Source organism: Streptomyces sp. CA-243310 (genome assembly GCF_050936775.1).
GTDB lineage: Bacteria > Actinomycetota > Actinomycetes > Streptomycetales > Streptomycetaceae > Streptomyces.
The window spans coordinates 1,236,830-1,256,927 of sequence record NZ_JBNJMF010000001.1 but is presented as its reverse complement, the minus strand read 5'-3'; the positions used below and the strand labels follow the sequence as shown (position 1 = coordinate 1,256,927).

The following is a 20,098-nucleotide window of genomic DNA, read 5'->3' as shown; positions in this document are numbered from 1 at the left end:
GGGCCGGGGGGCAGGTCAGCCGCGCGCGGCGCTCTCGTACAGCGCCTTGGCGCGCTCGTCGTACAGCGCCGCCGTGGAGTCCACGTCCGTGTCCCCGCCGCTCAGCACCCCGATCAACCGGCCCGGCTGCCCCGCCCCGCCCCGGTCGGCGATCCAGGGGCTGCCGCTCGTCCCCGTCCAGAAACCCGCGCAGGCGATGTACAGCATGTCGGGGTCGTCCTCGTCGTGCCGGGTCTGGGTGGTGCAGGAGACGGGCTGGTTCCGCGGGTTGTGCCCGGACTCCGGGTAGCCGACGACGGTGACGTCCCGTTCGTACCCGGAGGTCCAGTCGGCCTTCGGTGCCTCGCTGCGGCCGATCCGGTCCTGGAGGCTGCGCCCGTTCCCGTCCGGCTCGACGGTGAGGAAGGCGAAGTCGACGGTGTCGTCGCCCCACTTCCTCCAACGGTCGTCGACGTGGACCGAGCGGACCTTCCACACGCCGAGGGGCGGATGGCCGTCGCCCTCGCCGGAGAAGGCGGGGGCGAAGGCGAGCGCGCCGATGGCGAGGCCGTCGTGCGCGACCTGGCCGGGCACCCCGTCCTCGCCGGCGGGGACCACGCAGTGCGCGGCGGTGGCGACGACGTTCCCCTCGGGGCTGTCGACGACGCTCGCCGTGCACCAGTGTTCCCCGTTGGCCGTGAGCACCCCGACGGTGGGGAAGGGGTGCATCGGCCGCTCCTGGAACGGCTTGAGGAATCCGAGGGCGAACACGGCGGCGAACACCGCGGCGATCCCGGCGGCCGCTGCCGCGGACACGCCCTTCGCCCTCGTGCTCATCTCGCCTCGGGCGCGCCCACGCTGGTCGGGGTCGGCGCGGCCATCACCTTGCTGATCCACGCGAGGGAGCCCTCCTTCATGCCGCGTACGTACGACTTTCCGTTGTGCTCACCATCCTGGATCACCTGGAGGCGGGTGTGCACGGGGCCCTTCCCGTAGGCCTTCATGAACTTCTCGGCGAGAGCGCGACCGCTCTCCTTGGTGCCGATCTGGAAGTTGACGTAGACGTCCGGGCCACCCTCCTTGATCAGCTTCGCGGCCAGCTTCTCCGGGTTGTTCTCGTCCATGGCCTGCTTGTTCCCCTTCCAGAGCGGGGAATCGGGGACCATGTCCACTCCGCTGGCGATCACCGCCTTGAAGCGGTCGGGGAACTTCAGGACGTGCTTGAGCGCACCGAAGCCGCCGGAGGAGGAGCCCATGAAGGCCCAGCCGTCACGCGAGTCGAAGGTGCGGAAATTGGCCCGCGTGAAATCGGGGATGTCCTCGGCCATCCAGGTGCCCATCTTCGGCTGGCCGGGAATGTCCGAGCCGTCGAAGTGGTGCTTGGTGTCCGCGTTGATCACCGGCATGACGAGGATGAACGGCAGGCTGGTACCGGTCTTCACCCCGTCGCTCACGGCCTGCTGAAGACCGAGGCCGGGGCCCGTCCCCCAGTAGTTCTTGGGGTAGCCGCGACCGCCGGGGAGCGAGATCAGGACCGGGAAGGCGCTCTTGGCGTACCGAGGGTCGTCGTACTCCTTCGGCGCCCACACCCACACGTCGCCCTTGAATCCCGACTTCGCGCCGGTGAGGGTCGTCTGGGCGATCTGGGTGCCGTCCGGCAGCCGGGAACTGCGGACGAACGAGGCCCTCGGACCGGTGGGCATCCGCACGCCCGGCGTGACGTCCCCGGTGGCCGCGGCCGGCTCGTGGGACGCGCCGAAGGCCACCGGATCCCCTATGTCCGAGAAGACGCCGAACGCGTACGCCGCCGCGCCGCCCCCCGCGAGGGCCGCGGCGACGGCGCCGCCGATCAGGGCCAGGCGCCTCCCGGGGCGACGTCGTCCGTCGGTCGCGAGATGCCGTCCATCGGTCGAATGGTCGGCGTCACGTTGTTGTTCTTGCAGCACGGATTCTTTTCCCGTTCCTTCTCCTGCGCTCGCACCGAGCGCCGGTCGGACCGACAGGTCCCCCCTTGCACACCTGTCAGAGTTGTGAACGACGTGATGGGTTGCCTGGGAGCGGGGCGACGTGGCGCCCGCCACCCGGACCGGTGTGCGGACCCGACCGGTGTGCGGACCCCGACCGGTGTGCGGACCCCTCGGGCACGGGGGCCGGGGGCCGTCGGGGCCGGGGTGGGTCACCCGGCTTCCGGCTTCGGGCCCTTCATCACCTTGCTGATCCATTCCAGCGAGCCTTCCTTCATGCCGCGCACGTAGTGCCAGCCGTTGTGCTCGCCGTTCTGGATGTCCCGGATGGTGATCTTGACGGGCCCCTTGCCGTACTCCTGCTGGAACCGGAGCATCCGGTCCTTGCCCGTCTCCTTCGTCCCGACCTGGAAGTTGATGTAGACCTCCGGGCCGTTGGCATCGATCAGCTTCTGGGCGAGCCTCTCCGGATTGTTCGCGTCCATCTCCGCCTGGTGACCCTTCCAGAGCGGGGAGTCGGGAACGATCTCGCCACCACTGGCGATCACGGCTTTGAACCTGTCCGGGTGCTCGAGGACCTGCTTCATCCCGACGAAGGCGCCGGAGGAGGAGCCCATGAAGGCCCAGCCGTCGCGGGACTTGTACGTACGGAAGTTGGCGCGGGCGAAGTCCGGTACGTCCTCGGCGAGCCACGTGCCCATCTTGGGCCGGCCCGGTATGTCCGCACCATCGTAGTAGTACTTGTTGTCCGGGTTGAGTACGGGCATGACCAGGATGAACGGCAGGCTCGTGCCGGCCCGGACGCCCTCGCTGACGGCCTTCTGGAGACCCAGGCTGCGGTCGGCCCAGTAGTTCGCCGGGAAGCCGTTGCCCCCGGGGAGCGCGATGAGCACCGGGAAGGCGCTCTTCTCGTACTCCTTCTCGCCGTACTCCTTCGGCGTCCACACCCAGACGTCCCCGTCGAATCCGGACTTGGCGCCGGCGAGACGGGTCTTGGCGATGATCGTGCCGTCGTCGAGCTTGGCGGTCTGCTTGAAGTCGGACCTCGGCCCGGCGGGCAGCGACACGTCCGGATCACCGGTCGGCTGCACCGGGGCGATGGGGGAACCGCCGGGCTTCGGGTCGCCGGACCCGACCGCCGCCGGGGCGTCCTTGCCGAAGCTGACGCTCTCCCCGTTGCCGGAGAACCACTCGTTCTTCCAGGCGGCGAACCCGCCGGCGCCGAGGAGCACCACGAGGACCAGGGGCACGCCGACCCACAGGGCCCGCCGGGAACGCCGCGACCCGCGCGCCCGCTCGGGCTCGCGGCCGGGCTCCCCCCAAGGGGGCGGCGGGAACGAGGCCGACGGGTCCGGACCGTACGGCTGGTCATCAGACCGCGGGCGCTGCGGGTACTGGTGCACGGACTTCGCTCCGAACGATCATGGCTGCCCCGACGGGACAGAACGGCTGGGCATCCCTTCAGTCCTGATGTACGAGAACTGCCGGGAGTTCCGCCCCAGACGAAAACATGACCGGAATCACCGCACGCCGAACCCCCGGAACCGCGGAGCAAGCCGCCGGAGAGCGGGGGGGACGACCCTCCGGCGTGAGCCGCGGGCCGTGAGCCGCGGCATCCCGGCGGGCCTCAGGGTCGGTCGGGAGATGACTGTCCGCCTCGATGCCCGCAACCGCCCCGAGCCGGACCTCTTGCTGACGGACCTGCCCTACGACCCCGACCGCACCTGGTACGCCCCGGAGGACGTGAAGCTCGTCGTGGAGGCGGTCTCCCCCGAGTCCGCCCATCGCGATCGCACAGTGAAGCTCCGCAAGTACGCGGAGGCCGGCATCCCGCACTACTGGTGCATCGAGGACGAGGACGGGGCACCCGTCGTCCATGTCCACGAGCTCGACGAGCCCACCGGCACCTACGCTCCCGCAGGCATCTTCCGGGACACCCTCCGGCGCCCCGTGCCCTTCGAGGTCAGCCTCGATCTCGGCAAGCTCACGCCGCCCCGGAGCAGCTGAAAAGTCAGCACCAAGTCAGCACGGGCGGTCAGTAGTGGTACCGGGCTGCGAGGATGATGACTTCGCTTTTCGTCACCAGGTAGACGAGGCGGTGCTCGTCGTCGATCCGTCGCGACCACGCACCAGGCAGGTGGTACTTCAAAGGCTCAGGCTTGCCGATGCCCGAGAACGGGTCGCGCCTGACGTCTTCGATGAGCTTGTTGATCCGGGCGAGCATCTTGCGGTCGTTCTTGAGCCAGGACGTGTAGTCCTCCCAGCCCTGATCCTCGAAGACAAGCCTCACCCCGCACCCGCACCCACGTCCGCCGAGTCGGGATCGATCAGCTCGCGCTCCGACACGTCGATGTGAGCCAGAGCATTCCCGTACGCCTTGAGCAGCCGCCGGGCATTCACCGGGGAGCGCAGCAGGTACGAACCCTCGCGCAGCGCCGCGTAATCCTCGGCCGAGACGAGCACGGCATTGCCGTGCTTGGAGACGATCTCGATGGCCTCGTGATTCTCGTTGACCTTCTTGATCAGCGGAAAGAGTTCCTTGCGGGCTTCGCTCGCAGTTATGGACATGACCTGACCTCTCCTTCCAAGTGGTACCTAATAACGTACCACTCTCTACACCCTCCAGCCGGGTCGAACGCCTGATGGACGGTCAGAAATCCCAGCACCATCCCAGCACGGGAACAGCAAGGGGCCGGCTCCCGTCGGAGTCGACCCCTTCTGACCTGCATGTTTGCCACGTCACCGACGTGGTGTCATTTCATCCACTCACACGTTGAAGCGGAACTCCACCACGTCGCCGTCCTGCATGAGGTAGTCCTTGCCTTCCATGCGGGCCTTGCCCTTGGCGCGGGCCTCGGCCACCGAGCCGCAGTCGACCAGGTCGGCGAAGGAGATGATCTCCGCCTTGATGAAGCCGCGCTGGAAGTCGGTGTGGATGACGCCGGCGGCCTCGGGGGCGGTGGCGCCCTTCTTGATGGTCCAGGCGCGGGTTTCCTTGGGGCCGGCCGTCAGGTAGGTCTGGAGGCCCAGGGTGGTGAAGCCGACGCGGCCCAGCGTGGCCATGCCCGGCTCTTCCTGGCCGACCGACTGGAGGAGTTCGAGGGCTTCCTCGTCGTCGAGCTCGATCAGCTCGGCCTCCAGCTTGGCGTTCAGGAAGATCGCCTCGGCCGGGGCGACCAGGGCGCTCTGCTCGGCCTTGAAGGCGTCGTCCGTCAGCTCGTCCTCGTCGACGTTGAAGACGTAGAGGAAGGGCTTGACGGTGAGCAGGTGCAGTTCGTGGAGGAGGTCGCCCTGCTCCGTGCCCTTGCCGATGCCCTGCGAGAAGAGGGTGTGGCCCTCTTCGAGGATCTTCTGCGCCTTCTCGACCGCGGCCAGGACCGCGACCTTCTCCTTCTGGAGGCGGGACTCCTTCGTCAGGCGCGGCACCGCCTTCTCGATGGACTGGAGGTCGGCGAGGATCAGCTCGGTGTTGATGGTCTCGATGTCGTCCTTGGGCGAGACCTTGCCGTCGACGTGGACGACGTTCTCGTCCTTGAAGGCGCGGATGACCTGGCAGATCGCGTCCGACTCGCGGATGTTCGCGAGGAACTTGTTGCCCAGGCCCTCGCCCTCGGAGGCGCCGCGGACGATGCCCGCGATGTCGACGAAGTCGACGGTCGCCGGGAGGACCTTCTGCGATCCGAAGATGCCCGCGAGGACGGCCAGCCGCTGGTCCGGGACACCGACGACGCCGACGTTCGGCTCGATGGTGGCGAACGGGTAGTTGGCCGCCAGCACGTCGTTCTTGGTCAGGGCGTTGAACAGGGTCGACTTGCCGACATTCGGCAGGCCGACGATTCCGATCGTGAGCGACACGTTGGCGACTTCCCGTAGCTGGAGGGGGCGGCGGCCCGGGATGGGCCGTCGGACAGTTTACTTTCCGATGAGTGGCGCTCGTTGTACGCGTGTCCGGGCCCTCGGACGGGGGCCTCCCCGCCTAGTTTGGTGGGGTGGAGCACTACAGGGCGCGTTCAGTACGTCACCCGCGGGAGCAGATCCCGAGGCAGCAGACCCCGGGGGCGGCTCGCCCGACGAAGCCGACCCCTGCCCGGCGGCGGCTGCCCCGGCCGCGGCTGACCGGCCTCGGTGGCGGGCTCTTCGCGTGTGTGGCGATGGCGGTGGTCGCGGGGATCGTCTGGCTGCTGTTCGACGCGTCCCTTTTCGCGTACGGGTTGCTCTTCCTGCCCGTGGCCGCCACGACCGCGCTCTGGGTGCGCCCCGCCGACCTGATCACCGCCCCCATCAGCGCCCCGATCGCCTTCGCGGTCGGGGTCTGGCCCGTCTCCGGGGGTTCCGGCGGCTTCGGCGGGCAGCTGATGGGAATCGTCTCGGCGTTGTCCCTGCACGCCGGTTGGCTGTACGCGGGAACGGTCGTCGCGGCCCTGATCGCGCTGGTGCGCAAGGCCGTGCTGATCGGGAAGCGCCGCATGCCCCGCCGGGTGGTCTGAGCCCGCCCCGACCATTGGCCTGACGGCCGCCCCCGAGTCCGCCGCCGAGCCCGTGATCGCCCAGGTCGACGCCAGGTAGACGCCAGGTAGACGCTAGGTCGACGCGCCGCGGGCGGCCATCGCCGCTCCGACGATGCCCGCGTTGTTCTGGAGCTTCGCCGGCACGATCTCCGCGCGGATCCCCTCGATCAGGGGCAGGAACTTCTCCGGCTTGCGGCTGACGCCGCCCCCCAGGATGAAGAGTTCCGGGGAGAAGAGCATCTCCACGTGCTCCAGGTACTTCTGGAGCCGGTGCGCCCAGCGTTCCCAGGTGAGGTCGTGGTCCTCCTTGGCCTTGACCGACGCCCGCTTCTCCGCGTCGTGGCCGTGCAGCTCCAGGTGGCCCAGTTCGCTGTTGGGGACGAGTCGGCCGTCCGTGAAGAGGGCGCTGCCGATGCCGGTGCCCAGGGTGAGCAGGATGACGGTGCCGGAGACCCCCTTGCCGGCGCCGTACGTCATCTCCGCGACCCCGGCCGCGTCGGCGTCGTTCAGGACGGTCACCGCGAGGCCGTCCAGGCGCTCCGACAGCAGGGCCGCCGTGTCGACCCCGATCCAGGCCTTGTCCATGTTGGCGGCCGTACGGGTGACCCCGCCGGTGACGACGCCCGGGAAGGTGACTCCCACCGGGCCGTTCCAGTCGAAGTGGCGTACCACCTCGACGACACGGTCGGCCACCCCGTCGGGGGTGGCCGGCTGTGGTGTCAGTTCCTTGTGGCGCTCTTGCGCCAACTCGCCGCGGTCCAGGTCCACGGGAGCGCCCTTGATACCGGATCCGCCGATGTCCACGCCGAAGATCTGCATGGGACCACCGTAGAGAAAACGGCGGCGAAGGGCCTACTTCTCGGTCGCGCCGGTCGTCCCGGTCGCGCCCGTCGTTCCGGCCGCCCCCGTCGTCCCGGATCCGGCGACGAGTCCCGCCGCCTCGGCGCGCAGGTCGCGGCGGAGTTCCTTGGGCAGCGAGAAGACGATCGACTCCTCGGCCGTCTTGACGATCTCCACGTCCGCGTAGCCGCGCTGCGTCAGCCACTCCAGTACTTCCTCGACCAGGACCTCCGGCACCGAGGCGCCCGAGGTGAGGCCGACGGTGGTGACGCCCTCCAGCCAGGCCTCGTCGATCTCGCTCGCGAAGTCGACCAGGTGGGCGGCGCGCGCGCCGGCGTCCAGGGCCACCTCGACGAGGCGGATCGAGTTCGAGGAGTTCTTGGAGCCGACGACGATGACCAGGTCGGAGTCGGCGCCCATCACCTTGACCGCGGCCTGGCGGTTCGAGGTGGCGTAGCAGATGTCGTCGCTCGGCGGCGAGACCAGCAGCGGGAACTTGGTCTTCAGGGCGTCGACCGTCTCCATGGTCTCGTCGACGGAGAGGGTGGTCTGGGAGAGCCAGACGACCTTCGACTCGTCGCGGACCCGCACGTTGGCGACGTCGTCCGGGCCGTCCACGATGGTGATGTGGTCGGGGGCCTCGCCGGAGGTGCCGATGACCTCCTCGTGGCCCTCGTGGCCGATGAGGAGGATGTCGAAGTCGTCGTTGGCGTAGCGGATGGCTTCCTTGTGGACCTTGGTGACCAGCGGGCAGGTCGCGTCGATCGTCGCGAGCCTGCCGCGCGCCGCCTCCTCGTGGACGACGGGTGCCACGCCGTGCGCGGAGAACATCACGATGGAGCCCTCGGGGACCTCCTCCGTCCGCTCGACGAAGATGGCGCCCTTCTTCTCCAGCGTCTGGACGACGTACTTGTTGTGGACGATCTCGTGGCGCACGTAGACCGGCGCACCGTACTGCTCAAGGGCTTTCTCGACGGCGATCACGGCTCGGTCGACGCCCGCGCAGTATCCGCGCGGGGCGGCGAGCAGGACGCGGCGGGAAGCGGGAGCAGAGGAGGGAGCAGTCATGCGCTCCATCGTACGGGGGTCTCCAGCAGGCCGGTCGTCGCCCGTTCGGCACAGACTGGGTCGAACCTCTGTCCTGCTGCTCCTCCGGAGGAACGATGGCGTCCGTGACGGATTCCGGTTCGGTGTCCGAGGCTCCCGCGACGTTGCGGCGCAGCCTCGGCTTTCGCGATCTGGTGGTGTACGGGCTGCTGTTCATCGCCCCCATGGCCCCGGTCGGGATCTTCGGCACCCTCGATGCCAAGTCGCACGGCGCGGTGGCCCTCGTCTACCTCTGCGCGACGTTCGCGATGGCGTTCACGGCGTTCTCGTACGCGCAGATGGTCCGGGTGGCCCCGCAGGCCGGTTCGGTCTTCACGTACGCACGCAAGGGGCTCGGCGAGGGGCCGGGCCTGATCGCCGGGTGGATGGCGATGCTCGACTACCTGCTGATCCCCGCGGTGGCGTACCTGTTCTCGGGCATCGCGATGAACGCCTTGGTGCCGGAGGTGTCCCGGTGGGTGTGGACGGCGCTGGCGGTGGTGGTGACCACCCTGCTGAACCTGTGGGGCGTACGGGCGGCGGCGCGGGTGGGTTTCGCGGTGCTGGCCATGGAGATCGTGGTGCTGCTGGTGTTCCTGGTCGCGGCGGTGGTGGCGCTGGCGGAGGGCGGGGCGCGGCGCGGCTGGCTGTCGCCGTTGACGGGGGACGGTTCGCTGGGCTTCTCGTCGGCGGCCGTGCTGGGGGCGGTGTCGGTGGCCGTGCTGTCGTACCTGGGCTTCGACGCCATCGCGTCCTTCGCGGAGGAGGTGACGGGCGGCAGTGCGAAGGTGGCGCGTGCGGTGCTGTTCTGTCTGGCGCTGACGGGGGTGCTGTTCGTCGCGCAGACCTACCTGGCGGCGCTGCTGAGTCCGATGACGGCGGCGGAGCTGGCGGCCGATCCGGGTGCGCAGGGGCCCGCGTTCTACAACACGGTGGAGTCGGCGGTCGGGTCCTGGTTGCACGACCTGGTGGCGGTCAGCAAGGCGATCGGGGCGGCGTTCGCGGCGTTGGCCGGGCAGGCCGCGGCGGGTCGGCTGCTGTTCGCCATGGCCCGGGAGCGGCGGCTCCCGCACGTCCTGTCTCGGACCTGGGGCGGGACCCCGCGGGCGGCGCTGTTGGTGGCGGCGACGGTGACGCTGGTCGCGGCGGTGTGGGCGGCCCGGCGGGACGACGGGCTGGACCATCTGGTGTCGGTGGTGGACATCGGGGCGCTGGTGGCGTTCACGCTGCTGCACGCGTCGGTGGTGGGCTGGTTCGTGGTGCAGCGGCGCGAGGGGCCGCCGAACTGGTTCAAGCACCTGGTGATCCCGGTGCTGGGCGCGGCCGTGACCGTCGCGGTGATCGTCGAGGCCTCGCGGGCGGCGCAGCTGGTGGGTGCCGTGTGGCTGCTGGTGGGGTTGGGGGTGTGGGTGGTCCAGCGGGGCCGACGCGCCGGGGATCGGGTCGCCGGGCCCGGGGACGGTGTCGGTTCTGGCGGTTAGCCTGCGTGCATGGGTCTGAATACGTCGGCTGACGCGCCGCTGCCGGTCGGTCGGGTCTCCCGACTCATCGGGGGCTGGATCGACAAGCTCGGTCAGGTGTGGGTGGAGGGGCAGATCACCCAGTTGTCCCGGCGGCCGGGGGCGGGGGTGGTCTTCCTGACGCTGCGCGACCCGTCGCACGACATCTCGCTCGGCGTGACCTGTTACCGCCAGGTGTTCGACGAGGTCGCGGACGCGGTGACGGAGGGCGCGCGGGTCGTCGTCCTGGCCAAGCCGGAGTGGTACGCCCCGCGCGGGCAGTTGTCGCTGCGGGCCACGGAGATACGGCCCGTCGGCATCGGGGAGTTGCTGGCCCGCCTGGAGAGGCTCAAGCGGTCGCTGGCCTCCGAGGGCCTGTTCGCGGCGGACCGCAAGAAGTCGTTGCCGTTCCTGCCGCAGCTGATCGGGCTGGTGGTGGGCCGGGCCTCGGCGGCCGAGCGGGACGTGTTGGAGAACGCCCGGCGGCGCTGGCCGGCGGTCCGCTTCGAGGTGCGCAACGTGGCCGTGCAGGGGGTGCACGCGGTGCCCCAGGTGATCGAGGCGGTCAAGGAGCTCGACGCGCTGCCGGAGGTCGACGTGATCATCGTGGCGCGCGGCGGGGGCAGCGTGGAGGACCTGCTGCCCTTCTCCGACGAGGAGGTGGTGCGGACGGTCGCGGCCGCCCGTACCCCGGTGGTCTCGGCGATCGGGCACGAGCCGGACTCCCCGCTGCTGGACCTGGTCGCGGACCTGCGGGCGTCCACGCCGACGGACGCGGCGAAGAAGGTGGTCCCGGACGTCGGGGAGGAGCTGGAGCGCGTGAGCCAGCTCCAGGCGCGCGGGCTGCGCGCCGTGCGCGGGCTGCTGGACCGGGAGGAGCGGGGGCTCGCCCATGCCCTGGCCCGGCCGGTGTTCGTGCATCCGCAGCGGATGGTGGAGACCCGGGAGGCCGAGGTGGAGGCGATGCTGGCGCGCGGTCGGCGGACGCTGGGGCACCTGCTGGACCGGGCGGACTCCGAGCTGGCGCACACCCGGGCCCGGGTGGTGGCGCTGTCGCCGGCGGCGACCTTGGAGCGTGGGTACGCGGTGCTTCAGCGGGCCGACGGGCACGTGGTGCGTTCGCCGCGGGACGTCGCGCCGGACCAGGTGCTGCGCGCGCGGGTGGCGGCGGGCGAGTTCCCCGTACGGGTCGAGGCCGAGGCGGCCCCGGACGGCGCGCCGGAGGGCGACGACGACCCGGCCGGGGGCGTGGCCGGCGCCGGCTGACCCCGGGGGCGTCGACACGTTCCGGCAACAAAATCGTTGTACTACACATATAAGGTGGCGGGAATGGCAGGAACCGAGACGGCGCTGGGCTACGAGCAGGCCCGCGACGAGCTGATCGAGGTCGTCCGCAAGCTGGAGGCGGGCGGCACCTCCCTGGAGGACTCGCTGGCGCTCTGGGAGCGCGGCGAGGAGCTGGCGACGGTGTGCCGGCACTGGCTGGAGGGGGCCCGGGCCCGGCTGGACTCGGCCCTGGCCGCTCGGGACGGGGCGACCGAGGACGCCGAGGGTGCCGGCGGAGAGTGATCCCGGTCACCCCCGGAGGGATTTAGTTGAAAGTTCACATACCTCGGGTCTACGGTGATGACATCGCGCCACACCTCCGTAAAGAAGAAGGCTTTTCGATGTCTCTCGTTCTCGACGCCGCCGCTCAGGACCTGCTGTTCCGCGAGGCCCGCACCGCCAACTCGTTCGCCGACGAGCCGGTGACCGAGGAGCAGGTCCAGGCGATCTACGACCTCGTGAAGTACGGCCCCACCGCGTTCAACCAGACCCCGCTGCGCATCACCCTCGTCCGCTCCCCCGAGGCCCGCGAGCGCCTCGTGAAGCACATGGCCGAGGGCAACCAGGCCAAGACCGCCGCCGCCCCGCTGGTCGCGATCCTGTCGGCGGACAACGAGTTCCACGAGGAGCTCCCGCAGCTCTTCCCGCACTTCCCGCAGGCCAAGGACGCGTTCTTCTCCGAGCGCCCGGTCCGCGAGCAGTCCGCCCTGGTCAACGCCTCGCTGCAGGCCGGCTACTTCATCCTCGGCGTCCGCGCCGCCGGCCTGGCCGCGGGCCCGATGACCGGTCTCGACTTCGCCGGTGTCCAGAAGGAGTTCCTGGACGCCGACCACACCCCGCTGATGGTCGTCAACATCGGCAAGCCGGGCGAGCCCGCCGCCTTCGGTCGCTCCCCGCGCCTGGAGTTCGACCAGGTCGTCACCACCGTCTGAGTCGAGACCCGGGCGCCGCGACGCGCGCGCACCGAGCCGTGACACGACGAGAGGCCGCCCGCCCCGAATCCCGGGGCGGGCGGCCTCTCGTCGTGCGTCACGAGCCCGTGTGTCACGGTCCGGATCGAGCGCGAGCGCGTGCGTCACGACCCGGATCGGGCCCGAGCGCGTGCGTCACGACCCGGATCGGGCCCGAACCCGGCTCCGGCGGGCCCGGACCCGGACTCAGCTCCCCTGCTTGAACTCCAGCGCCGACACCATCGCGCCGAGCCCGTCGAAGGAGGCCGTCCCGGTCACCACCGTGACGTAGCCCTGCTCCTGGCGGACGAGGGCGTCGTACTTCTCGCCGTCCCACAGCTCCCAGGACCGGTCGCCGATCTGCCGGGTCTCCCCGGTGGCCTTCGCCTGCTGGGTCAGCTTGGCGAGGCGCTTGGCCGAGGCGTCGGTGCTCTGCTCCACGGACACGTACTGCTCCTGCGGGTCCAGGAAGCCCAGGTGCCAGGCGTTGTCGTCCTTCCGGTCGAAGGTGACCGAGGTCGCGCGCCACTTCTCGGGGAGCCCCGCGGGCGCGGCGACCGGGTACGGCGCCGCACGGCGGGCCGTGGCCGTCTCCACGCGGTAGTCGACGACCCGTGTCGGGTCGGCCTTGTCGTCGTGCGGGATGAACATGTATATCCCCGCGACGACGACACCGATCACCGCCAGCGATCGGACCATGTCCCAAACCGTCTGCTTGCCCTTCATACCTGCCACGGCTCCATGGTCCCCCATCGGCCGGGGCGATCACCCCCGGGGTGGGCGTCGCGACACCCGCCCGGCGGCCCCGCCGGCGCAAGGCGTCCGCTCAGGCCAAACGGCTGACCGATATTCCGCTCATTCGTGACCCGCTCTGCTCAATATGTCGACGTACCGATAGAGTTCCAGCACCCTCACATCCCGGCCGTCGCCGTACAGAAAGGTGCGCTCCGATGACCGAGCACAACCTGCCGCCCCAGCTCGAAGTCTCTCCCGAAGCCCCCGACCGCAACCTCGCCCTGGAGCTCGTCCGGGTGACCGAGGCCGCAGCCATGGCCGCGGGCCGGTGGGTCGGCCGCGGTGACAAGCTCGGCGCGGACGGCGCCGCGGTCAACGCGATGCGGACCCTCATCTCCACCGTGTCGATGAACGGCGTCGTCGTCATCGGCGAGGGGGAGAAGGACGAAGCCCCCATGCTCTTCAACGGCGAGCGGGTCGGCGACGGCACCGGCGCCGAGGTCGACATCGCCGTCGACCCGATCGACGGCACCACCCTGAACGCCAAGGGCATGCCGAACGCCATCGCCGTGCTGGCCGCCGCCGACCGCGGCACCATGTTCGACCCGTCGGCCGTCTTCTACATGGAGAAGCTGGTCACGGGCCCCGAGGCCGCCGACTTCGTCGACATCAACGCCCCCGCCTCGGTGAACATCCGTCGCGTCGCGAAGGCCAAGCAGATGGCCGTCGAGGACGTCACCGTGGTCATCCTCGACCGTCCCCGCCACGAGGGCATCGTCAAGGAGATCCGCGAGACCGGCGCGCGGATCAAGTTCATCTCGGACGGCGACGTCGCGGGCTCGGTCATGGCGGTGCGCGAGGGCACCGGCGTGGACCTGCTCCTCGGCATCGGCGGCACTCCCGAGGGCATCATCTCGGCGTGCGCCATCAAGTGCCTCGGCGGCACCATCCAGGGCAAGCTGTGGCCCAAGGACGAGGCGGAGCGCCAGAAGGCCATCGACGCGGGCCACGACCTGGACCGGGTCCTGCACACGGACGACCTGGTGTCCGGCGACAACGTCTTCTTCGTCGCCACCGGCATCACGGACGGCGAACTGCTGCGCGGTGTCCACTACCGCTCGGCGACCGCGACCACGTCCTCGCTGGTCATGCGGTCCAAGTCGGGGACGATCCGCCAGATCGACTCCACCCACCGGTTGTCGAAGCTGCGCGCGTACAGCGCGATCGACTTCGACCGCGCCCAGTAGGAGCGGTCGGGCCGGCGCAGCGGCGCGGCGAGAGGGGCGGTCCCGTGTGCGGCGGGCCCGCCCCTCTCGCGTACGTGCCGGTTCGCCCCGTACGAGCTCTCGCGCTCCGGGGGCTCAGCCGGCGGCGGCGATCGTGCCGGCGCCGCTGCCGGGGTGCAGTTCCGCGGCCCGCCGGCGCCGGCGGGCCAGCACGACGCGGCGCTCTGCGGCGGTGAGTCCGCCCCACACCCCGTACGGCTCGGGCTGGAGCAGCGCGTGCTCCCGGCAGGCGACCATCACGGGGCAGCGTGCACAGACCCGCTTGGCGGCCTCCTCGCGGGCCAGACGGGCCGCGGTGGGCTCCTTGGAGGGCGCGAAGAACAGGCCCGCCTCGTCCCTGCGGCACACCGCCTCCGCGTGCCATGGGCCGTCCTCTTCCCTTGCCGGCACCCGCGGCCTCGGCACGGCGGTCGGACGCGCCTGAAGACTCTTGACGGCGGCTACCTGCAGGGACTGATGCGGCGGATGCGGCACGGTCTACTCCTGACGACGTATACGCGAGCGAGAGACGATGCACCTGTCCCTACCCGCTGTACGCGCCCCTATGCACTGCGTGCCGCGCGTCGGCCGCTCCGGCGAAGTTCGACCGAAACGCGCCCCCCGCACCGCGCGCACGCCGGTCAAAGTCCGTTCGCGGTCCGGTCGGAGGCCGCCCGTGGTCCGACCGGGGCGCCGCCGCCGGCTGCCCCGTCAGCGGTCCAGGCGCTTGCGCATCCGGTCCGCGAGGTCGACGAGACGGGCGCCGAGCCTGGGCCTGGCCTCGATGTTGGCCAGCAGCGCGAAGCCCCGGACGATCACCACCGGGGCCTGCGGGTCGGTCTCGCCGCGACTGCGGCCGTGCACCTCGAAGTTGCCGAGGACCCCGCTGCCGTAGCCGCGGAGCGTGACGTTCTCCGGCACCAGGACCTCGACGTTGCCGAGCACGGCGGTGACGTTGATCTCGGTGACCTGCTGCTCGAAGACGGCCTCGGTGAGGTCGATGGTGATGTCCCCGAAGACCGAGACGGCGCGGGTGTGCGCGCCCGGGCGCCAACGGCCCCGGCGGGAGGAGCTGCTGAACACGGCGACGACCGTCTCGACCGGCCCGGACGCCGGCGCGGCGACGGGGGCGGCGCTCGCGGGGCCGGCGCCGGCCGCCGCGGGAAGGTCCCGCACGAGCACGTCCAGTTCCCCGACCGTCTTGACGGCGTAGAGGGTGTCCAGGCGGTCGGAGTGCTCCTCGGCGGTCAGTCGGCCCTCGGCCACGGCATCGGCGAGGATCTGCGCGATCCGGTCCCGGTCGGCGTCGGAGGCGCGCAGCTCGGCGGCCGGGGCGGCAGCGGATGCGGCGGGGGCGGCGGGGGCGGCGGTGTGCTTTTCCAGGTCCACGCGGACCAGCATAGCGAGACACGATAGATCGCGATACTCCCCGTCATCCGTCCAGTGAGCCCTACCTCACAAGCGCCGCCCGGGACGGAGGTCCTACGCTGGTAAGCCGCGCTGCCAATTGGTCGCCAGCGCCGTCTGCCGAGTGAGGAATGACTGCCGTCATGCCAGAGTTTGCGTACACCGACCTGTTGCCCCTGGGCGAGGACACCACCCCCTACCGGTTGGTGACGGCGGAGGGCGTCTCGACCTTCGAGGCCGACGGCCGTACGTTCCTCAAGGTCGAGCCGGAGGCGCTGCGCAAGCTCGCCGAAGAGGCGATCCACGACATCCAGCACTTCCTGCGTCCCGCGCACCTCGCGCAGCTGCGCCGGATCATCGACGACCCCGAGGCTTCCGCGAACGACAAGTTCGTGGCGCTGGACCTGCTGAAGAACGCGAACATCGCGGCGGCCGGCGTCCTGCCGATGTGCCAGGACACGGGCACGGCGATCGTCATGGGCAAGCGCGGTCAGAACGTCCTCACCGAGGGCGGTGACGAGGCGGCCCTGTCGCACGGCATCTACGACGCGTACACCCGCCTGAACCTGCGCTACTCGCAGATGGCGCCGCTCACCATGTGGGAGGAGAAGAACACCGGCTCGAACCTGCCCGCGCAGATCGAGCTGTACGCGACGGACGGCGGCGCGTACAAGTTCCTCTTCATGGCGAAGGGCGGCGGCAGCGCCAACAAGTCCTTCCTCTACCAGGAGACCAAGGCGGTCCTCAACGAGGCCTCCATGATGAAGTTCCTGGAGGAGAAGATCCGTTCGCTCGGCACGGCGGCCTGCCCGCCCTACCACCTGGCGATCGTGGTCGGCGGCACGTCGGCGGAGCACGCGCTCAAGACGGCGAAGTACGCGTCCGCGCACTACCTGGACGAGCTGCCGCGCGAGGGTTCCCCGCTGGGCCACGGCTTCCGCGACGAGGCCCTGGAGCAGCAGGTCTTCGAGCTGACCCAGAGGATCGGCATCGGCGCGCAGTTCGGCGGCAAGTACTTCTGCCACGACGTGCGCGTGGTGCGCCTCCCGCGCCACGGAGCCTCGCTGCCCGTGGCCATCGCCGTGTCCTGCTCGGCCGACCGCCAGGCCACCGCGAAGATCACCGCCGAGGGGGTCTTCCTGGAGCAGCTGGAGACCGACCCGGCGCGCTTCCTGCCCGAGACGACGGACGAGCACCTCGACGACGCGGCGGACGTGGTGTCGATCGACCTGAACCGGCCGATGGACGAGATCCTGGCGACGCTGACCCGGCACCCGGTCAAGACCCGCCTGTCCCTGACCGGACCGCTGGTCGTGGCGCGGGACATCGCCCACGCCAAGATCAAGGAACTGTTGGACTCCGGCGCGGAGATGCCGCAGTACCTCAAGGACCACCCGGTCTACTACGCCGGCCCCGCGAAGACCCCCGAGGGCTACGCCTCCGGGTCCTTCGGCCCGACCACGGCCGGCCGCATGGACTCCTACGTCGAGCAGTTCCAGGCGGCGGGCGGCTCCAAGGTCATGCTGGCCAAGGGCAACCGCTCCCAGCAGGTGACGGACGCCTGCGGCACGCACGGCGGCTTCTACCTGGGCTCGATCGGCGGCCCGGCGGCCCGGCTGGCCCAGGACTGCATCAAGAAGGTCGAGGTCCTGGAGTACGAGGAGCTGGGCATGGAGGCGGTCTGGCGGATCGAGGTCGAGGACTTCCCGGCGTTCATCGTCGTCGACGACAAGGGCAACGACTTCTTCCAGAACCCGGCTCCGGAGCCGACGTTCACCCACATCCCGGTCCGCGGCCCGGGTCTGTGACACGCCGCTCCGCCCCGTGACCCGCACCGGTACCGGTACCGGTACCGGGACGCGCGCCGGTTCGTGACGCCCCGGGAGGGCCCCTCCGCCGATCGGCGGAGGGGCCCTCCCGCGCGTCCCCCGATCGCCGATCGCCAGGGGAGCCCGGGGTGCCCGGGGCCCGCGCACGGCCCCCGCCCCCCTGCGTCGCGGCCGGGCGGGGCGGGTTCGACGTCACTCCCCCGCCGCTGCCGCCGATCAGGCCCTGAACGGGCGCGTCCGGTTAACGTCGGGGTGACAGGGGCGCACCGCTCCGTTCACCCCGGTTCGCAAGGATCTCCGCATGACCGCGACACCCTCGCCCCGCGCCGTACGCGTGATCGCCCACCGCGGGGCCTCCCACGAGCACCCCGAGCACACCCTGGCCGCCTACCGGCAGGCCGTCGAGGACGGCGCGGACGCCCTCGAATGCGATGTCCGGCTCACCGCCGACCACCGGCTGGTCTGTGTGCACGACCGGCGCGTGGAGCGGACCTCCGACGGGCGCGGGGTGGTCTCCGCGATGACGTACGAGGAGCTGCTGGCCCTCGACTTCGGGGCGTGGAAGGGGGCCGGGCACGCCGGCGCCCGGGTGCTGCTCTTCGAGGACCTGCTGAAGGAGGCCCTGGCGGCGCCTCGGCCGGTCGGGCTCGCGGTCGAGACGAAGCACCCGTCGCGCGCGGGCGGCCGGCTGGAGGCCGAGCTGGTGCGCGTGCTCCGGGAGTACGGGCAGGCCGACGGGTCCACGGGCCTCGTCGAGGTGATGAGCTTCTCCCGCACCGCGTTGACCCGGCTGCACCGGCTGGCCCCGGGGCTGTCCTCGGTGTACCTGATGGAACGCCGGCTGCGGCCGGTGCGCCCGCCGTACGCCACGCACGCGGGGCCGGGCATCGAGCTGGTGCGCCGGTCCCCTTGGCTGGTGGGGCGGTTGAAGGCGAAGGGGCTGTCGGTACGGGTGTGGACCGTGGACGAGCCGGAGGACGTGGAGCTGTGCGTGCGGCTCGGCGTGGACACGCTCATCACCAACCGGCCGCGGGACGTGCGCAAGCTGCTGCGGGACATGTGACACCCGGCCGGGGTGCGCCGGCCGGGTGTGGGGGGTGAGCGGGGCGGGTGGTGCGGGGGCGGTTACGCGAAGCGTTGGTTCGCCGAACCGTCGCAGGTCCGCAGGCGCAGCTGCTCGTGGGCGGCGGCCACGGTCAGGCACATCCCGGGCGCGGCGGCGGGGCGCAGGGTGGCGCCGTCGCGGACGAACTGCTGGTTGGCACCGCCGTGGCAGTTCCACAGGATCAGGCCGGTGCCGTTGCCGTAGGTGCCGCCCGGGGCGTCCACGCAGCGATCCTGGGTCAGCTCGACGTGGAGGGCCTTGCGGGCGGTGTCGTACCACCAGCCCTGGTTGCGGCCGCCGTGGCAGTCCCAGGCCACCACCTTGGTGTTGTTGGCGCTGGCGCCACCGTTGGAGTCCAGGCAGTTGCCGGTCGCCTCGTTCCTCAGCGGCTTGTACAGGTCGTCCCAGGCCCCGGCCTGGAGGACCGGGGTGCCGGTGCTCGCGGGGTCGGCGCAGGACGCCTCGCGCAGGCCCGAGGCGTAGAGCTGGGTCAGACAGGAGGCGAAGGCGCCGTGGCCGCGCTGGTTGGGGTGGAAGGACTGTCGGGCGGTGTTCTCGTCCCACGGGAAGTGGTCCCCGAGGTCGAGGTAGAGGCCGCGGGCCCAGGCGTCCTCCATGCACACCTCGTGGCCGTGGAAGAGGCGGGAGTTGTCCAGGTAGGTGGCGCCGGAGGCGAGGGCGGCGGCGCGCATGCCCTTCTCGAAGGCGGGCACGGCCTGGTTGCGGCCCCAGGTGGCGTCGGAGTCGTAGCCGGCGCAGCCGCCGGGGAGCTTGCCGGGGAAGTTCGGGTTGTCGTTGAAGTCGGGGCCGATCGGGCTGGGGTAGCCCATCACGACGAGCTTGTAGTCGGTGTCGGCGTAGCCCGCGTCGCGCATGACCGTCTTGAGGTCGGCGACGGTGGCTTCCACCTTGGGCTTCAGGCCGTCGACGCGCGCCTGCCAGCCGGGGGCGTACTTGGGTTCACAGGTGCCCTGGATCAGCACCCAGCGGGTGACGCAGTCGGTCATGACGGGGCCGAACTGGAGGTCGTCGTTGGCTCCCGCGACCAGCAGCACCATCTTGATCTTCGTGTTGCGGGCCTTGATGGCGAGGTTGTCGCTCTGCACGAGTTCGTCGGCGTACTGCTTGCTGCCGCCGATCCTGATGTTTCCCGTGTAGCCGCCGGAGCAGGCGACGTTGAAGGTCAGGTCGGCGGGGATGCCGGTGCGGTGGATCGCGGAGTCCGGCGAGCGGTGGCACTGGTTGTTCGGGGTGTTGGTCGCGGGGTCGTAGGTGCCGACGCCCTCGCCCGAGATCTCGCTGTCGCCGAGCGAGATCAGGCCGGTCTTGCGTTCCGCGAGCGGGCGGATGGCAGAGTCACCGTAGATCTTGGTCGCCTCGGCGGCCCGGATCGCCTCCAGTTCGGGCGAGAGGGGGGTGACGGCGGCGACGGGCGCCGCCTGGGCCAGGGGGGTGACGGCGCCGACGCCGCCGAGGACGGTCGCCATCGCCGCGAAGGCGACGACGGTAGATCTGAGCATGGGTCTGGTACGCGCACGTGCCATGAACGCCTCCCCGAGATCGGTGTTACCCCCGGTATTTACTGGCCGGTAGATGACTTGGGAA

At 70.8% G+C, this 20,098-nt stretch carries 20 protein-coding genes and 1 pseudogene; 9 read left to right on the top strand and 12 right to left on the bottom strand.

The genetic code is table 11. The features are described 5' to 3' along the window. Positions 1–15: 15 nt before the first annotated feature. The 3 genes from ACQEVM_RS06020 to ACQEVM_RS06010 form a co-directional block, all read right to left on the bottom strand. Positions 16–816, bottom strand: a complete 801-nt coding sequence (locus ACQEVM_RS06020) for a trypsin-like serine peptidase (RefSeq protein WP_433075809.1) — start codon at positions 814–816, stop codon at positions 16–18. Further along, positions 813–1,922, bottom strand: coding sequence for an alpha/beta hydrolase (locus ACQEVM_RS06015; protein ID WP_433079833.1), 1,110 nt, complete (start codon positions 1,920–1,922; stop codon positions 813–815). The genes ACQEVM_RS06020 and ACQEVM_RS06015 overlap by 4 nt, the downstream gene beginning before the upstream one ends. Positions 1,923–2,155: 233 nt before the next feature. Next, positions 2,156–3,346, bottom strand: coding sequence for an alpha/beta hydrolase (locus tag ACQEVM_RS06010; RefSeq protein WP_433075807.1), 1,191 nt, complete (start codon positions 3,344–3,346; stop codon positions 2,156–2,158). A gap of 214 nt (positions 3,347–3,560) precedes the next feature. On the opposite strand from ACQEVM_RS06010, the pseudogene ACQEVM_RS06005 reads away from it, so the two are divergent. Further along, positions 3,561–3,950, top strand: a pseudogene (locus ACQEVM_RS06005) (Uma2 family endonuclease); the annotation flags it as partial. A 28-nt stretch (positions 3,951–3,978) separates the two neighbouring features. Here the strand turns inward: ACQEVM_RS06005 and ACQEVM_RS06000 are convergent. From ACQEVM_RS06000 to ychF, 3 genes are all read right to left on the bottom strand, one after another. Then, positions 3,979–4,233 carry a Txe/YoeB family addiction module toxin gene (locus ACQEVM_RS06000; RefSeq protein WP_433075805.1) on the bottom strand — a complete coding sequence of 85 codons (255 nt, stop codon included), beginning with the start codon at positions 4,231–4,233 and terminating at the stop codon, positions 3,979–3,981. After that, positions 4,230–4,511, bottom strand: coding sequence for a type II toxin-antitoxin system Phd/YefM family antitoxin (locus tag ACQEVM_RS05995; RefSeq protein ID WP_433075803.1), 282 nt, complete (start codon positions 4,509–4,511; stop codon positions 4,230–4,232). Before ACQEVM_RS05995 ends, ACQEVM_RS06000 begins: the two co-directional genes overlap by 4 nt. 198 nt (positions 4,512–4,709) lie before the next feature. Next, entirely contained in the window at positions 4,710–5,798 is a 1,089-nt protein-coding gene (gene ychF / locus ACQEVM_RS05990) for a redox-regulated ATPase YchF (protein WP_433075801.1), read from the bottom strand. 134 nt (positions 5,799–5,932) lie between these two features. On the opposite strand from ychF, the gene ACQEVM_RS05985 reads away from it, so the two are divergent. Beyond that, complete coding sequence (locus ACQEVM_RS05985; RefSeq protein ID WP_433075799.1) at positions 5,933–6,430, top strand: DUF6542 domain-containing protein; 498 nt, start codon at positions 5,933–5,935, stop codon at positions 6,428–6,430. Between the two features lie 93 nt (positions 6,431–6,523). Here the strand turns inward: ACQEVM_RS05985 and ppgK are convergent, their stop codons facing one another. Further along, positions 6,524–7,270 carry a polyphosphate--glucose phosphotransferase gene (ppgK, locus tag ACQEVM_RS05980; RefSeq protein ID WP_433075797.1) on the bottom strand — a complete coding sequence of 249 codons (747 nt, stop codon included), beginning with the start codon at positions 7,268–7,270 and terminating at the stop codon, positions 6,524–6,526. Between the two features lie 33 nt (positions 7,271–7,303). Beyond that, positions 7,304–8,368, bottom strand: coding sequence for a 4-hydroxy-3-methylbut-2-enyl diphosphate reductase (locus ACQEVM_RS05975; RefSeq protein ID WP_433075795.1), 1,065 nt, complete (start codon positions 8,366–8,368; stop codon positions 7,304–7,306). An 86-nt stretch (positions 8,369–8,454) separates the two neighbouring features. Here ACQEVM_RS05975 and ACQEVM_RS05970 point away from each other — a divergent pair, with 86 nt between their 5' ends. From ACQEVM_RS05970 to ACQEVM_RS05955, 4 genes are all read left to right on the top strand, one after another. Next, positions 8,455–9,858 (top strand): APC family permease, encoded by a 1,404-nt coding sequence (locus ACQEVM_RS05970; protein WP_433075793.1) that lies wholly within the window; start codon positions 8,455–8,457, stop codon positions 9,856–9,858. 9 nt (positions 9,859–9,867) lie between these two features. After that, positions 9,868–11,142, top strand: coding sequence for an exodeoxyribonuclease VII large subunit (gene xseA, locus ACQEVM_RS05965; RefSeq protein ID WP_433075791.1), 1,275 nt, complete (start codon positions 9,868–9,870; stop codon positions 11,140–11,142). Between the two features lie 63 nt (positions 11,143–11,205). Beyond that, the gene (locus ACQEVM_RS05960; protein ID WP_433075789.1) at positions 11,206–11,445 is read left to right on the top strand and encodes an exodeoxyribonuclease VII small subunit; all 240 of its coding nucleotides are present in this window, start codon (positions 11,206–11,208) and stop codon (positions 11,443–11,445) included. A gap of 98 nt (positions 11,446–11,543) precedes the next feature. After that, on the top strand, positions 11,544–12,134 hold the full coding sequence (locus ACQEVM_RS05955) for a malonic semialdehyde reductase (protein WP_053677055.1): 591 nt from the start codon (positions 11,544–11,546) through the stop codon (positions 12,132–12,134). A 225-nt stretch (positions 12,135–12,359) separates the two neighbouring features. Here the strand turns inward: ACQEVM_RS05955 and ACQEVM_RS05950 are convergent, their stop codons facing one another. Next, positions 12,360–12,878 carry a DUF4245 domain-containing protein gene (locus tag ACQEVM_RS05950; RefSeq protein ID WP_433079831.1) on the bottom strand — a complete coding sequence of 173 codons (519 nt, stop codon included), beginning with the start codon at positions 12,876–12,878 and terminating at the stop codon, positions 12,360–12,362. 224 nt (positions 12,879–13,102) lie between these two features. Here ACQEVM_RS05950 and glpX point away from each other — a divergent pair, with 224 nt between their 5' ends. Further along, positions 13,103–14,134, top strand: a complete 1,032-nt coding sequence (gene glpX / locus ACQEVM_RS05945) for a class II fructose-bisphosphatase (protein WP_433075786.1) — start codon at positions 13,103–13,105, stop codon at positions 14,132–14,134. A gap of 114 nt (positions 14,135–14,248) precedes the next feature. Here the strand turns inward: glpX and ACQEVM_RS05940 are convergent, their stop codons facing one another. Further along, the gene (locus ACQEVM_RS05940) at positions 14,249–14,647 is read right to left on the bottom strand and encodes a WhiB family transcriptional regulator (RefSeq protein ID WP_433075784.1); all 399 of its coding nucleotides are present in this window, start codon (positions 14,645–14,647) and stop codon (positions 14,249–14,251) included. A 216-nt stretch (positions 14,648–14,863) separates the two neighbouring features. Beyond that, a complete protein-coding gene (locus tag ACQEVM_RS05935) occupies positions 14,864–15,541 on the bottom strand; it encodes a DUF1707 SHOCT-like domain-containing protein (RefSeq protein ID WP_433075782.1) in 678 nt (225 codons plus the stop codon). Between the two features lie 161 nt (positions 15,542–15,702). Between ACQEVM_RS05935 and ACQEVM_RS05930 the strand changes: the two genes are divergently transcribed. Both ACQEVM_RS05930 and ACQEVM_RS05925 read left to right on the top strand, forming a co-directional pair. Further along, positions 15,703–17,367, top strand: coding sequence for a fumarate hydratase (locus ACQEVM_RS05930; protein WP_433075780.1), 1,665 nt, complete (start codon positions 15,703–15,705; stop codon positions 17,365–17,367). A 322-nt stretch (positions 17,368–17,689) separates the two neighbouring features. Next, positions 17,690–18,451, top strand: a complete 762-nt coding sequence (locus ACQEVM_RS05925) for a glycerophosphodiester phosphodiesterase (RefSeq protein WP_433075778.1) — start codon at positions 17,690–17,692, stop codon at positions 18,449–18,451. 62 nt (positions 18,452–18,513) lie between these two features. Here the strand turns inward: ACQEVM_RS05925 and ACQEVM_RS05920 are convergent, their stop codons facing one another. Then, positions 18,514–20,037 (bottom strand): ricin-type beta-trefoil lectin domain protein, encoded by a 1,524-nt coding sequence (locus tag ACQEVM_RS05920; RefSeq protein ID WP_433075776.1) that lies wholly within the window; start codon positions 20,035–20,037, stop codon positions 18,514–18,516. Positions 20,038–20,098 lie beyond the last annotated feature (61 nt).

What these genes read in the sequence shown, in the direction of transcription:
- ACQEVM_RS06020 (WP_433075809.1), bottom strand. Translation starts at nt 816, where the DNA reads ATGAGCACGAGGGCGAAGGGCGTGTCCGCGGCAGCGGCCGCCGGGATC.
- ACQEVM_RS05995 (WP_433075803.1), bottom strand. Translation starts at nt 4,511, where the DNA reads ATGTCCATAACTGCGAGCGAAGCCCGCAAGGAACTCTTTCCGCTGATC.
- ppgK (WP_433075797.1), bottom strand. Translation starts at nt 7,270, where the DNA reads ATGCAGATCTTCGGCGTGGACATCGGCGGATCCGGTATCAAGGGCGCT.
- ACQEVM_RS05975 (WP_433075795.1), bottom strand. Translation starts at nt 8,368, where the DNA reads ATGGAGCGCATGACTGCTCCCTCCTCTGCTCCCGCTTCCCGCCGCGTC.
- ACQEVM_RS05970 (WP_433075793.1), top strand. Translation starts at nt 8,455, where the DNA reads ATGGCGTCCGTGACGGATTCCGGTTCGGTGTCCGAGGCTCCCGCGACG.
- xseA (WP_433075791.1), top strand. Translation starts at nt 9,868, where the DNA reads ATGGGTCTGAATACGTCGGCTGACGCGCCGCTGCCGGTCGGTCGGGTC.
- ACQEVM_RS05960 (WP_433075789.1), top strand. Translation starts at nt 11,206, where the DNA reads ATGGCAGGAACCGAGACGGCGCTGGGCTACGAGCAGGCCCGCGACGAG.
- ACQEVM_RS05955 (WP_053677055.1), top strand. Translation starts at nt 11,544, where the DNA reads ATGTCTCTCGTTCTCGACGCCGCCGCTCAGGACCTGCTGTTCCGCGAG.
- ACQEVM_RS05950 (WP_433079831.1), bottom strand. Translation starts at nt 12,878, where the DNA reads ATGAAGGGCAAGCAGACGGTTTGGGACATGGTCCGATCGCTGGCGGTG.
- glpX (WP_433075786.1), top strand. Translation starts at nt 13,103, where the DNA reads ATGACCGAGCACAACCTGCCGCCCCAGCTCGAAGTCTCTCCCGAAGCC.
- ACQEVM_RS05930 (WP_433075780.1), top strand. Translation starts at nt 15,703, where the DNA reads ATGCCAGAGTTTGCGTACACCGACCTGTTGCCCCTGGGCGAGGACACC.
- ACQEVM_RS05925 (WP_433075778.1), top strand. Translation starts at nt 17,690, where the DNA reads ATGACCGCGACACCCTCGCCCCGCGCCGTACGCGTGATCGCCCACCGC.
- ACQEVM_RS05920 (WP_433075776.1), bottom strand. Translation starts at nt 20,037, where the DNA reads ATGGCACGTGCGCGTACCAGACCCATGCTCAGATCTACCGTCGTCGCC.